The organism is Janibacter zhaoxuefangae (assembly GCF_050271985.1).
Taxonomy (GTDB): domain Bacteria; phylum Actinomycetota; class Actinomycetes; order Actinomycetales; family Dermatophilaceae.
In genome coordinates this window covers 2,682,598-2,695,514 of sequence record NZ_CP189849.1, presented here as the reverse complement: position 1 = coordinate 2,695,514, position 12,917 = coordinate 2,682,598, and the positions used below count along the sequence as shown (strand labels likewise).

Sequence of the window (12,917 nt, the reverse complement as noted above, 5' to 3'; positions counted from 1 at the left end):
CAAGGCAACCACCATTACTGGAACCAGTCAAGAAAACCTCACCTCAACTGAGGATGAATCCGGAGAGCGGGCTGTCGGGCGGGACGAGCTGCGCCGTCGGCGGTGCCGCGTCCATCCGCGCGAGCAGGCCGGGGAGGTCTGCGGCGGAGCCGAGTTCGATGCCGACGAGGGCCGGACCCGTCTCGCGGTTGTTGCGCTTGACGTACTCGAAGAGCGCGATGTCGTCGTCCGGGCCGAGGACCTCGTCGAGGAACCGGCGCAGCGCACCCGGCTCCTGGGGGAAGTCGACGAGGAAGTAGTGCTTGCGACCTTCGTGCACCAGGGCGCGCTCGACGATGTCGGCGTAGCGGCTGACGTCGTTGTTCCCGCCGCTCAGGACGGCGACGACGAGGGCGCCGGCCGGCAGGTCGAGCTGCTGCAGGGCGGCGGACGCGAGGGCGCCGGCGGGCTCGGCGATGATCCCCTCGACCTGATAGAGCGCGAGCATCTCGACGCAGATCGCCCCCTCGGGCACCGTCACGAGCTCGACCTGGCCCTCGGCGACGCCGCGCGCGACGATCGGGTGGGTCCACTGCCCGACCCGGCGCACCGAGGCGCCATCGACGAAGGGGTCCAGCTCGGGGAGGTCCACCGGGCCACCGGCCGCGACGGCGGCCGCCATGCTCGCCGCGCCCGCCGGCTCGGCCAGGACGATCCGGGTCTCCGGGTGGCGCTCGCGCAGCCACGCGATGGTGCCGGCGGCCAGGCCGCCGCCACCGACGGGGACGACGACGACGTCGGGCGCGCTGTCGAGGTCGGACTCGAGGTCGGCGACCACCTCGGCGACGACCGTGCCCTGACCGGCGATGGTGCGCGGGTCGTCGAAGGCGGCCACGGGGGTCGCGCCCGTGTCGTGGGCGAAGGCGGCCGAGGCCGCGGCCGCCTCGTCGTACGTGTCGCCCGTGATGACGATGTCGACGCTGTCCCCGCCCAGCGTCGCCACCCGGTCGCGCTTCTGGCGCGGCGTCGTGCCCGGCAGGTGGATCCGCGCGTCGACCCCGAGCGTGCGGCAGGCGTGGGCGACGCCCTGGGCGTGGTTGCCGGCGCTGGCGCAGGTGACGCCACAGGCGCGCTCGGCCTCGGTCAGTTGAGCGATGAGGTTGACCGCGCCGCGCACCTTGTAGGACCGGACCTGCTGGAGGTCCTCGCGCTTGAGCAGGACGCGGGCGCCGGTGACCTCCGAGAGACGCGCGCTCGGGGTCAGCGGCGTGCGCTCGACGAGGTCGCCGAGCCGGAGCGCGGCGGCCTCGACGTCCGCGGCGGTGACGCTGTCCGCGTCGGGGGTGCCTTGCTGGGTCATGTCGTCATTGTGGCGGCTCGCGCCCGCGCGACCTTCGCCCGACCGCATGCTGTCCGGCGTGGTGGTGGGTTGGTCCCGCGTCATCGTGTCCGTGGGTCGCACGGGTGGCAGGTCTGAGAAGGTAGACGGGTGAGTCATCTCCCGCCGGACCATCCCCTCGACCTGCCCGACGGCTGGAGCGTGCGCAGCCCGGGAGCCGACGACGTGGCGCGCCTGCTCGAGATCGTGCGCGCCGACGATGAGCTCGGCAAGGGGTACACGACCTCGGACCCGGAGTCCATCGAACGCGACGCCATCGGCATCGCCTCATGGACCCGCCGGCACGCCCTCGTCGTCGACCCGCAGGGCGTCGTCCAGGGGTGGAGCACCGTGCACGACCGCGCCGCCGGCCGCACGCGGGTCCTCGTCACCCTCGCGCATGACCTGCCCGAGGCCGACGCCCTGGCGGCGTCGCTCTACGCGTGGGGCGAGTCGTTCGCGCGCCAGGTCGGCGCGACTCGCGGACTCGGCACGACCCGACTCGACGCCGATGCCTACGCCGGCGACGACCGCCAGCGGGGGTGGCTCGAGGCCGCCGGCTACGACCACACCCGCACGTGGCTGCACATGTCCCGGCCCGTCGCCCCGGACGAGGCCACGTCCCTGCCCGGCCCGCGCGCCGGCGTGACCGTGCGCCGCGTCGCCAAGCACGACAACGGCCTGCCGGTCGCCGGCGACATCCAGACGGTGCACCAGGTCCTCGAGGAGAGCTTCGAGGACCACTTCAACTCCTATCGCGAGTCCTTCCCGGAGTTCATCGCCCGCCTGCGCGAGGACACCGGCCACCGATGGGACCACTGGTGGATCGCGACGATCGAGGTCGACGGCGTGACCGTGCCCGCCGGCGCCGTCGTCTCGACCGTGCTCGGGCCCGACCGCGAGGGCCAGGAGGGCAGCTACATCGACTACATCGGCGTGCACCGTCGCGCGCGCGGCATGGGCGTCGCCAAGGCTCTGCTCCACACGGTGATCCGCGACGCGGCGGAGCGCGGCCGCAACCGGGTCGGTCTCGAGGTCGACGCTGACTCCCCGACGGGCGCCGATGGCCTCTACGAGTCGATGGGGTGGGTCACGACCTACCGCACCGAGTCGTGGCACCGCGACCTCGACCTTGCCGGGAGCCACGGCACCCGCGGACCGGGCGAGGCGGCCGACGTGCCGGCCGTCGTTCCGCTGGTCGCCGACCACCACACTGCTGACAACGGCAGTGCCGACCAGTCACCAGCAGGAGGCGCCCCCGATGAGCCCGTCAACTGACCCCGAGGTCCTGCTCCCGCGCGAGGTCCCGCTCGGCGGACCGCGGGCGATGCTCGTGCGCCGCACCCTTCCGCACCGCGACCGGGTCCTTATCGGTGCGTGGTGCTTCGTCGACCACTACGGCCCCGACGACGTGTCGGCCACGGGCGGCATGGATGTCGCGCCGCACCCGCACACGGGACTGCAGACCGTCACGTGGCTCTTCGAGGGGGAGGTCGAGCACCGCGACGCCCAGGGCGTGCACGCCCTCGTCCGGTCGCGCGAGCTCAACCTCATGCGGGCCGGGCACGGCACGAGCCATTCGGAGGTGTCCACCCCGGACACGACGATCCTGCACGGAGCCCAGCTGTGGCTCGTCTCGCCGGAGGCCACGCGCGACATGGCCCGCGACTTCGAGCACCACGTGCCGGAGGTGACCCCGCTCGACGGGGGCGAGGCTGCGGTCTTCATCGGCACGCTCGCCAGCGTGACGTCGCCGGTGCAGGTCGACACCCCGCTCGTCGGGGCGGAGGTCATCGTCGAGGCCGGTGCGTCCGTGACGCTCGCGCTCGACGCGACCTTCGAGCACGGGGTCCTCGTCGACCGCGGTCCGGTGACGGTGGACGCCGGCCGCAGTGCGCCCGTGGCCGCCGAGTCGGGCTCGCTCGTGTACCTCGAGCCGGGTCGGACGGAGCTGACGCTCGCGGCGGGGCCGGACGAGGCCGGGCGGGTCCTGCTCATCGGCGGCGAACCCTTCGACGAGGAGATCGTCATGTGGTGGAACTTCATCGGCCGCACCCACGACGAGATCGAGGAGTTCCGGGCGGAATGGGAGGCCGGCGCCGAGCGCTTCGGTCGCGTCGACGGCTACGAGGGCACGCCGCAGCGGCTGCCCGCCCCCGCGCTGCCGCACGTGCGGCTCAAGCCGCGCGGCCGCCTTCGCCGCCCCTGACGGCTCCCGAGTTTGGGACATCAGCGGTCCCCAACCAGGGATGAAGGCGATGTCCGTGTCAGGTGCGGGCGGGGACGAAGTCCATCTCCGTCGTGACGTCACCACGCAGCATCGTGGCTCGGTCCAGGGCGTAGGTCGGGCGCAACGACCACGGGTCGCGCGTGCCCTGCTTGGGGAACATCCCGTCGGCGCGCTCGACGTAGCCCGACGAGAGGTCCAACAGGGGACGCTCCTCCAGCCCGGTCGGGGTCCGCGGCCGGGCGACGGCGAGGCCGTGCTCGCGCATGTGGTCGAGCAGACGCAGCACGTAGCGGGTCGCGAGGTCGGAGCGCAGCGTCCACGAGGCGTTGATGTAGCCGATGCAGATGGCCGCGTTCGGGATCCCGGACAGCAGCGTCCCGCGATACACGAAGCGGTCCTCGATCCGGGCGGGCTCGCCGTCGAGCGTGATCGCGACACCGCCGCCGGCCAGCATCCGCAGCCCCGTGGCGGTCACGATGAGGTCGGCCTCGAGCACGCGCCCCGACGTCAGCCTGATCCCCTCGGGCACGAACCGATCGATCGTGTCCGTGACGACCGACGCGGTCCCGGCGCGCATGGCGCGGAAGAGATCGGCGTTCGGGACGACGCACAACCGCTGGTCCCACACGTTGTAGCGCGGCGTGAAGTGCTCGCGCAGGGCGGCCTCGTCACCGTGCAGCGCACGCCGCAGGCCATGCCGGAGGTAGGCCGCTGCCGCCCGGGGTGAGCGCCGGCTGAGCTGGTAGAAGCCGGTGTTGAGCGCGAGCGAGACCTGGCGGTTGAGGGCATGGGCGGCCCGCTTCGGGAGGACCCGCGAGATCCCCGGCGCGAGCCCGCCCTCCGACATGATCGTCATCCAGGTGGGAGAGCGCTGGAGCATCGTGACGTGCGTCGCCGTCTGGGCCATCGCGGGCACGAGGGTCACGGCCGTCGCGCCGGAGCCGATGACGACGACGCGCTTCCCGGCGTGGTCGATGTCGTCCGTCCAGAACTGCGGGTGCACGACCTCGCCGGCGAAGTCCTCCTGGCCCGGCCACGTCGGGGTGTGCGGTCGCTCGTAGTCGTAGTACCCCGCACAGAGGTAGAGGAAGGAGGTGCTCAGGCGTTCCTCCCCCTTCGGCGTCCGCAGCGTCAGCGTCCAGCGCGCGTCGGCCTCGGACCAGTCGGCCGCGACGACGGTCGTGGAGAACCGCACCTTGTCCACGACGCCGTAGGCGGCGGCCGTGTCGTGCAGGTACTCGCGGATCGCCTCGCCGGACGCGATCGCCTCGGGTCGCTGCCACGGCCGGAAGGGGTATCCGAGGGTGTACATGTCGGAGTCCGAGCGGACGCCCGGATAGCGGAAGAGGTCCCACGTGCCACCCATGGCCTCGCGGCGCTCGAGGATGACGTAGGGCGTGCCGGGACGGTCCTGCTCCAGTCGGCACGCGGCACCGATGCCGGAGAGGCCGGCGCCCACGACGACGACGTCATGATGCTCCATGCCGTCATCCCACCACAGCCCGCGCCGGACGGTGGCTGGTCGGCGTTTGCACGAAGCGCGACGGGGGCGGGAGGATGAGCCCATGAGCACCTCGCACGACACCCACGAACTGGGTCACGGGCACTCCGTCGCCCTCTGGACCGCCGTCGGCATCCTCATGGTCGGCTTCGCCGTGATGTCCTGGAGCGCCGTCGTCCTGAGCTGGCCCCTCTTCATCGCCGGCTGGGTCATTGTGCTGATCGGCGTGATCGCCGGCTACGTGCTCAACCTCATGGGCTTCGGCAGCACGACGATTCGCCACGGCGAGAGCACCGACGTCCTCCAGGACGCGCCCGATTCCGATCGACCGGTCGCCGGCATCAACTGACGCCACCCCCGGCGGCCGACTCCATCAGGCCGTCCGCTGCTCCCCGCTCGTCGAGGGCGTCGAGCCACCGTGTGAGTTCGCGCGCGGTCCACGCCGGGTCCTCCATCATCGGCACGTGACCCAGGCCGTCGGCGATCCGCAACTCCCACGCCGGGTTGAGCCGCGCGGCCTCCTTCGCCTGCCCGACGTGCACGAGCCGGTCATCCGTGCCGTGGATGAGCAACGTCGGCGTCGTCACGCGCCGGATGGCCCGCCGATAGCGATCCAGCCGGGCCATGACGAGGAGCAGGGACTTCGTCGCCTCGAGCACGGACTGGTCCGCCTCGTCCGCGAAGGCGGCCCGCTCCGTCGCGAGCGCCACGTGCGCGGCGTAGAGCTCGGGTGACATCCGGGTCCGGTCGCTCATGACGATGTTGAGTTGCCGCTTGACCATCAGCTCGATGTCCCGGCCGCGACCCGAGGCGAGGATCCGACGACCCAGCGGTGTGATGCCGCAGGCCGCGAAGAAGGCCAGCACCGGTGTCTCCGGTCGCCCGCCGAGGGAGAGCGGGAGCGCCGGGTCGATGAGGGCGGCGGCACGCACCGTCTCGGGCGCCTGGGTCAGCTGCATGAGCGTGATCAGGCCACCCATCGAGTTGCCGACGACCACCGCGGGCTCGCCCGCGACCTCACGCAGGAAGCCGTCGAGCACGCGACGGTTGCGGTGCACATCGGCGCTCCGACCGTGCGCGCGGGTCCGGCCGTGGCCGATGAGGTCCAGAGCGAGGACCCGGCCGCGACTCGTCAGCAGTGGGGCGAGGTCGTCCCAGTTGAGGTGGTTGCCGGAGAGTCCGTGCACGAGCACGATCGGCGGCCCGGTGGGGTTGCCGCCGTGATCGACGAAGTGGATCGGGCCGCCCTCGAGGTCGACCCACCGGGAGGTGCCAGTGGAGGTCATGCGGGTAGTCTCGCCCAGATGAGGAAGCCGTGCTGAAGCGCCGCCGCCGCGACCAGTCCGCACCCACCACCGTCAGTGCAGCGGCGCAGGCCCTCATCCGGGACAACGCACCGACCCCCTTCCCGCGCAGGCGCTTTCGCGGCGTCGTCCGCCGCAGCCGAGCGCAGGCGTTGATCGACCGGGCGCCGAGGATCGCTGCCCTGACCGAGGCGTTGACGCGCGACGTGACCACCGAGCGCGTCGCCGGTCTCGAGGTCGTGTCGATCCTGCCGCGGTCCGCGCCCGAGCATCTGCGCACCGTGGCGGACGCCGTCGACGCGGACCACGTCGTCTACCTCCACGGCGGCGCCTACGTCGTCGGCGTGGCGCATGACGCCCTGTCGATGTCGCTCGCCGACGCGACGGGATTGCCGGTCCGATCGATCGCCTACCCGCTCGCCCCGGAGACGCCCCACCCCGGCCCGGTCGAGGCGACGCTCGTGACCTACCGCGCGCTCCTCGAGTGCCACGGCGGCCGGGTCGTTCTGGCCGGGATCTCTGCCGGTGGGGGCCTCGCCCTCGCCCTCCTCCAACGGCTCCGGCAGGAGGGATCGCCGCTCCCGGCCGCCCTCGTCCTGCTGACGCCGTGGGTGGACCTGACCCCCAGCGGTGACAGCGACGAGGGCAACGAGGGGCGTGACCCGTCGTTGCAGTGGCGCCGCTCGTGCGACCGGGCCGCGCGGGCCTACGCCGCTGGGGCCCCCTTCGCCGATCCGCTGCTCTCGCCGGTGCACGGCGACTACGGGCCGGACGTGCCGCCGACCCTGATCACGACGGGGACGCGCGACCTCTACCTGTCCGGCTGCGTGCGGCTCTACTGGCGACTGCGGGAGGCCGGGGCGCCGGTCGACCTGCGCGTCTGGGAGGGCATGTGGCACGCCTTCTACGGTGAGGCGATCCCTGAGGCGCGGCACGCGCACGCGGAGATCGCCGCGTGGGTGCACGACCGCCTGGCCTGATGCGGTCAGGCCAGGCGGCGGGCCCTGCGGTCCGTCAGCTGGCGGGCACGTTCTCGTCGAGCTCGGCGAGCCAGCGGGCCGACCCGACGTCCGACGGCATGCGCCAGTCGCCGCGCGGTGACAGCGACCCCCCGGACAGCACCTTCGGGCCGTTGGGCAGCGCCGACCGCTTGAACTGATTGGCGAAGTAGCGCTTGATGAAGACCTCGAGCCAGTGGCGGATCGTCGGCAGGTCGTAGGCCACGCGCTCGTCCTCGGGGTAGCCGGGGGGCCACTCGCCGACGCTCGCGTCCGACCAGGCGTGCATGGCGAGGAAGGCGATCTTGCTGGGCCGGTCGCCGCGACGCAGGACGTGGAAGAGGGTGAAGTCCTGGAGCGGGTAGGGACCGACGGACGCCTCGGTCGACTGGATCGGCTCGCCCTCCTTCGTCGGGACGAGCTCGGGGCTGATCTCCTGATCGAGGATCTCGGTCAGTGTCTCGTTGACGGACCCGTCGAACTGGCCGCTGCTGACGACCCAGCGGATGAGGTGCTGCATGAGCGTCTTGGGCACCCCGGTGTTGACCGCGTAGTGACTCATCTGGTCGCCGACGCCATAGGTGCACCAGCCGAGCGCGAGCTCGGAGAGATCCCCGGTGCCGAGGACGATGCCGCCGCGCTGGTTGGCGGCGCGGAAGAGGTAGTCGGTGCGCAGGCCGGCCTGGACGTTTTCGAAGGTGACGTCGTAGACCTCCTCCCCGCGGCCGAAGGGGTGCCCGAGGTCCGTGAGCATCTGGGTGGCCGCCGGGCGGATGTCGAGGGTCTCGAAGGTGATCCCGAGCGACTCCATGAGGTGCACGGCGTTGCTCTTGGTGCCGTCGCTCGTCGCGAAGCCGGGCATGGTGAAGCCGATGATGTCGGTGCGGGGGCGACCGAGCCGGTCCATCGCCTTTGCCGCGACGATGAGCGCGTGGGTCGAGTCGAGCCCGCCGCTGACGCCGATGACGATCTTGGGTTGGCCGATGGCGCGCAGCCGCTGCTCGAGCCCGGAGACCTGGATGTTGTAAGCCTCGTAGCAGTCCTGGGCGAGGCGGGCCTCGTCGTCGGGCACGAAGGGGAAGCGGTCGAGCCGGCGCATGAGCCCGAGGTCACCGGTCGGGGGTTCGAGGTCGAGGTGGACCTCGCGGTAGGGCGCCGCGTCGGTGCCGATGCCCAGCGCCACCCCGTTGTCGTCGAAGGTGCCCTGGCGCACTCGCTCCTGCCGCAGCCGGTCGATGTCGATGTCCACGAGGGTCTCGCGCGGGCCGGACGGGAAGCGCTCGGACTCGCCGAGGAGGTCGCCACCCTCGTAGACCATCGTCTGGCCGTCCCACGACAGGTCGGTGCTGGACTCCCCTTCGCTCGCGGCGGCGTAGAGGTACGCGGCGTTGCAGCGCATCGAGGCCGAGCGGGCAAGCAGGTGCCGGTCGTCGGCGCGCGCGACGGTGATGGGGGAGGCGGAGAGGTTGAGCAGGACGGTGGCTCCCGCGAGCGCGGCCTCGTGGCTGGGCGGGATCGGGACCCACATGTCCTCGCAGACCTCGGCGTGGACGACGAGCCCCGGGACGTCGTCGACGTGCACGAGGATGTCGGTGCCGAAGGGGACCCCGTCGAGGAGCTCCGCCGCGTCGCCCATGGCGAAGGTCGGCCGGAACCACTCGTCGACGATGCCGGCGCCGGAGGCGAAGTGCCGCTTCTCGTAGAACTCGCGGTAGTTGGGCAGGTAGGACTTGGGGGCGATGCCGACGATCTCGCCGCCGTGGATGAGGACGGCGCAGTTGTAGAGCCGGTTCCGGTGGCGAAGGGGGGCGCCGACGGCGACGAGCGGCAGCAGGTCCGCGGTCTGCTCGGCGAGGTGGACCAGGGCCGACTCGGCGTCGCGCAGCAGCACGTCCTGCAGGAGAAGGTCGTCGATGGCGTAGCCGGTCAGGCTGAGCTCGGGGAAGAGCGCGATGGCCGCGCCCTGCTCGCCGACGTGGCGCACCCGGTCGAGGATCGCCTCGGCGTTGGCGAAGGGGTCCGCCATCGTCACCGGAAGGGTGCACGCAGCGACCCGGGCGAAGCCGTGCCGGTAGAGGTTGCGGAAGTCGCGGGGGTCGCTGGCCGTCATGGGGCGACCCTATCCAGCCCCGGGCCGCACGATGCGACCCCCAGTGCGCCTCAGCGGGTGCCAATCCCGTCTCTTCCTCACCGCCAGTATCGGGTCACCCGATATTCGCAGCCGTACCCGACTTCGCATGTCGGGTGAAGCGCACCTTTGTCGGGTGAAGCACCCGGCTCACGGCCGCCGCCCCGAGTAATGGACACCTGATGTCCCAAACTCGACCGAAGGGGGGCCCGCCGCCGGTCCGGGTCTACGGTGAGGCCCATGCAGGCCGACGACCGGAAGACCAAGCCCACCGACGCGTCCACCGACGAGGTCCTGGCCGCGGTGACCAGCGAGCGGCGCCGCGCCGACGCCGAGAGCGTGCTGGCGCTCATGAGTCGGGTCACGGGCGTCGAGCCGGTGGTCTGGGGGTCGATGATCGGGTTCGGCACCCGGCCGTACACGACCGCCGACGGCCGGGAGCGCGAGTGGTTCCGCATCGGCCTCGCCCCGCGCAAGGCCGCGCTCACGCTCTATGGCCTGACCGCCTACGGCTCCAATGCCGACCTGCTCGACCGTCTCGGGACGCACACGACGGGCAAGGGCTGCCTCTATGTCAAGCGGTTGTCCGACGTCGACGAAGGGGTGCTGACGGAGTTGGTCGAGCGGGCCTGGTCCGGCGCTTAGCCCTCAGCGGGTGCCGACCTCGTCCGTGAGCACGACGGCCCGGCCGGCCTCCAGCCGCGCGACCGGGACGCGGAAGGGGGAGCAGCTGACGTAGTCGAGTCCGGCGGCGTTGAAGAAGTGGATCGACTCGGGGTCGCCACCGTGCTCGCCGCAGACGCCGGCCTTGAGCCCGGGCTTGGTGGAGCGGCCCTTCTCGATGCCGATCTTCACGAGTTCGCCGACGCCCAGGGCGTCGAGGGTCTCGAAGGGGGAGATCGTCAGGACGCCGTTCTCGAGGTACTTCGGGAAGAACGCCGTCTCCACGTCGTCGCGGGAGAAGCCCCACGTCGTCTGGGTCAGGTCGTTGGTGCCGAAGGAGAAGAAGTCGGCCGTCTGGGCGATGCGGTTGGCCGTCAGGGCCGCACGCGGCAGCTCGATCATGCAGCCGATCGGGATGTCGAGCGACTGGCCGGTGGCCTCGGCCACCTCCGCGAGGATCTCCTCCGCCTGGCGACGGACGATGACGAGCTCACGGTTGGACCCGATGAGCGGGACCATGATCTCGGGACGCGGGTCCTTGCCCTCGGCGCGCAGGCGGACGACGGCCTCGGCGATGGCGCGGATCTGCAGGGCGAAGAGCCCGGGGATCTTCAGGCCGAGCCGCACGCCGCGCAGGCCGAGCATCGGGTTGGACTCGTGCGTGGCTCGCACGGCCTCGAGCAGCGCCCGGTTGCGCTCGACCTCCTCGCCGGTCTCGCCGCGCTCGTCGGCGAGGGCGACGGCCACGGAGAGGTCGGTGAGGTCGGGCAGGAACTCGTGCAGCGGCGGGTCGATGAGCCGGATCGTCGTCGGCAGGCCGTCCATCGCGGTGAGCAGGTCGATGAAGTCGCCGATCTGCTCCGGGAGCAGCTCGGCCAGGGCCGCGTCGCGCTCGGTGTCGTCCTTCGCGAGGACGACGCGCTCGATCTGGGTGCGGCGCTCGCCGAGGAACTGGTGCTCGGTGCGGCACAGGCCGATGCCCTCCGCGCCCCGGTCGCGGGCGCGCTGCGCGTCCTCGCCGGTGTCGGCGTTGGCGCGCACCCGCAGGCGGCGGACCTCGTCGGCGTGGGTGAGAAGGCGGTGCACGGCCTCGACGAGCTCGCGGGTCTCCTCGTCGTCGAGGTGGGCGACGGCGGCCTCGACGCCCTCGGAGATGTAGGTCATCACGGGGGAGTCGACGACGCTGACGTCGCCGAGGAAGACCTCACCCGTCTTGCCGTCGATGGCGATGGTGTCGCCCTCGTGGATGACGTGCTCACCCACGCGGATCTCCTTCGCGGCGACGTCCACGACGAGGTCCTCGGCGCCGACGACGGCGCACTTGCCCATGCCGCGGGCGACGACGGCCGCGTGCGAGGTCTTGCCGCCGCGGGCCGTGAGGACACCGGCGGCGGCGATCATGCCGGGCAGGTCCTCGGGGGAGGTCTCCCGGCGCACGAGGATGACGGGCAGGCCCGACTCCTGGCGCGCGACGGCGCTCGCGTTGTCGAAGGCGACGCCACCGACGGCGGCGCCGGGCGAGGCGCCCATGCCGGTGGCGATGTGGATGCGCTCGGCGTCCTTGTCGAACTGCGGGAAGAGGAGCTGGCCGAGCTGCTCGCCGGTGACGCGCTCGAGCGCCTCGTTCATGGTGATGAGCTGTTCGTCGACGAGCTGGGTCGCGATGCGGAAGGCGGCCCCGGCCGTGCGCTTGCCCACGCGGGTCTGCAGCATCCACAGGGTGCCGCGCTCGATGGTGAACTCGATGTCGCACAGGTCGCGGTAGTGCGTCTCGAGGCGACGCATCGCGGTGCGCAGCTCCTTGTAGGCCGCGGGGTCGCGCTCCTGCAGGTCCGTCAGCGCGAGCGTGTTGCGGATGCCGGCGACGACGTCCTCACCCTGGGCGTTGGGGAGGTAGTCGCCGTAGACGCCGGAGTGACCGGAGGAGGGGTCGCGCGTGAAGCAGACACCGGTGCCGGACGTCTCGCCGAGGTTGCCGAAGACCATGGCCTGGACGTTGACGGCGGTGCCGAGGTCGTCGGCGATGCGCTCGCGGCGACGGTAGAGGCGGGCGCGCTCGGTGTTCCAGCTGCGGAAGACGGCCTCGATGGCCATGTCCACCTGGCGCCGGGGCGTCTGCGGGAAGGGGGAGCCGGTCTCGCGCTCGACGACCTGCTTGAAGTCGGCGACGACCTGCTTGAGGTGGTCGGCGGAGAGCTCGACGTCCGCCGTCACCCCGGCCGCCACCTTGTGCGCTTCGAGGATGTCGGAGAAGTGCTCGGAGTCGATGTCCAGGACTGTCTTGCCGAACATCTGGATGAGACGCCGGTAGGAGTCCCACGCGAAGCGCTCGTCCCCGGCGAAGGCGGCCAGCGAGTGCACGGTGTCGTCGTTGAGCCCGACGTTGAGGACCGTCTCCATCATCCCCGGCATGGAGAACTTGGCGCCGGACCGGACGGACAGCAGCAGCGGCTCCTCGGAGTCGCCGAGGGTGCGGCCGATGAGGTCCTCGACGTCACGCAGGCGCTGGGTCACCTCGACACGCACCTCGGGCGGCACCTTCCCGACGGTCAGGTAGGCGCGGCAGGCCTCGGTCGTGATGGTGAAGCCGGGCGGCACGGGCAGGCCGAGCTTGACCATCTCCGCCAGGTTCGCCCCCTTCCCACCGAGTAGGTCCTTCTGATCGCGATCTCCGTCGCTGAACATGTGGACGTACTGAGTCATGGCGGACCTGCCTCCTGGCGCCGGGGGTGTGGT

Annotated in this window: 10 protein-coding genes; 5 read left to right on the top strand and 5 right to left on the bottom strand. The window is 71.8% G+C overall.

Annotated features, from left to right (window positions below):
* Positions 1 to 43 precede the first annotated feature (43 nt).
* On the bottom strand, positions 44 to 1,339 hold the full coding sequence (gene ilvA / locus ACQBAS_RS12690; RefSeq protein WP_427384153.1) for a threonine ammonia-lyase IlvA: 1,296 nt from the start codon (positions 1,337 to 1,339) through the stop codon (positions 44 to 46).
* 129 nt (positions 1,340 to 1,468) lie between these two features.
* Between ilvA and ACQBAS_RS12685 the strand changes: the two genes are divergently transcribed.
* Positions 1,469 to 2,635 (top strand): GNAT family N-acetyltransferase, encoded by a 1,167-nt coding sequence (locus tag ACQBAS_RS12685; protein WP_427384152.1) that lies wholly within the window; start codon positions 1,469 to 1,471, stop codon positions 2,633 to 2,635.
* A complete protein-coding gene (locus ACQBAS_RS12680; protein WP_427384151.1) occupies positions 2,619 to 3,566 on the top strand; it encodes a pirin family protein in 948 nt (315 codons plus the stop codon). Before ACQBAS_RS12685 ends, ACQBAS_RS12680 begins: the two co-directional genes overlap by 17 nt.
* Before the next feature lie 58 nt (positions 3,567 to 3,624).
* Here ACQBAS_RS12680 and ACQBAS_RS12675 read toward each other — a convergent pair whose 3' ends face one another.
* The gene (locus ACQBAS_RS12675; RefSeq protein ID WP_427384149.1) at positions 3,625 to 5,070 is read right to left on the bottom strand and encodes a flavin-containing monooxygenase; all 1,446 of its coding nucleotides are present in this window, start codon (positions 5,068 to 5,070) and stop codon (positions 3,625 to 3,627) included.
* Between the two features lie 82 nt (positions 5,071 to 5,152).
* Between ACQBAS_RS12675 and ACQBAS_RS12670 the strand changes: the two genes are divergently transcribed.
* Positions 5,153 to 5,437, top strand: a complete 285-nt coding sequence (locus ACQBAS_RS12670; RefSeq protein WP_427384148.1) for an HGxxPAAW family protein — start codon at positions 5,153 to 5,155, stop codon at positions 5,435 to 5,437.
* On the opposite strand, the gene ACQBAS_RS12665 is transcribed toward ACQBAS_RS12670, so the two are convergent.
* Entirely contained in the window at positions 5,430 to 6,374 is a 945-nt protein-coding gene (locus ACQBAS_RS12665) for an alpha/beta fold hydrolase (protein WP_427384146.1), read from the bottom strand. The genes ACQBAS_RS12670 and ACQBAS_RS12665 overlap by 8 nt on opposite strands.
* 29 nt (positions 6,375 to 6,403) lie before the next feature.
* Here ACQBAS_RS12665 and ACQBAS_RS12660 point away from each other — a divergent pair, with 29 nt between their 5' ends.
* Positions 6,404 to 7,372 carry an alpha/beta hydrolase fold domain-containing protein gene (locus tag ACQBAS_RS12660; RefSeq protein ID WP_427384145.1) on the top strand — a complete coding sequence of 323 codons (969 nt, stop codon included), beginning with the start codon at positions 6,404 to 6,406 and terminating at the stop codon, positions 7,370 to 7,372.
* Between the two features lie 34 nt (positions 7,373 to 7,406).
* Here the strand turns inward: ACQBAS_RS12660 and ACQBAS_RS12655 are convergent, their stop codons facing one another.
* Positions 7,407 to 9,500 (bottom strand): NAD(+) synthase, encoded by a 2,094-nt coding sequence (locus ACQBAS_RS12655; RefSeq protein WP_427384144.1) that lies wholly within the window; start codon positions 9,498 to 9,500, stop codon positions 7,407 to 7,409.
* A 258-nt stretch (positions 9,501 to 9,758) separates the two neighbouring features.
* Between ACQBAS_RS12655 and ACQBAS_RS12650 the strand changes: the two genes are divergently transcribed.
* Positions 9,759 to 10,163 carry a DUF1801 domain-containing protein gene (locus tag ACQBAS_RS12650; protein ID WP_427384143.1) on the top strand — a complete coding sequence of 135 codons (405 nt, stop codon included), beginning with the start codon at positions 9,759 to 9,761 and terminating at the stop codon, positions 10,161 to 10,163.
* Positions 10,164 to 10,166: 3 nt separating this feature from the next.
* Here ACQBAS_RS12650 and ppdK read toward each other — a convergent pair whose 3' ends face one another.
* A complete protein-coding gene (gene ppdK, locus ACQBAS_RS12645; protein ID WP_427384142.1) occupies positions 10,167 to 12,884 on the bottom strand; it encodes a pyruvate, phosphate dikinase in 2,718 nt (905 codons plus the stop codon).
* Positions 12,885 to 12,917 lie beyond the last annotated feature (33 nt).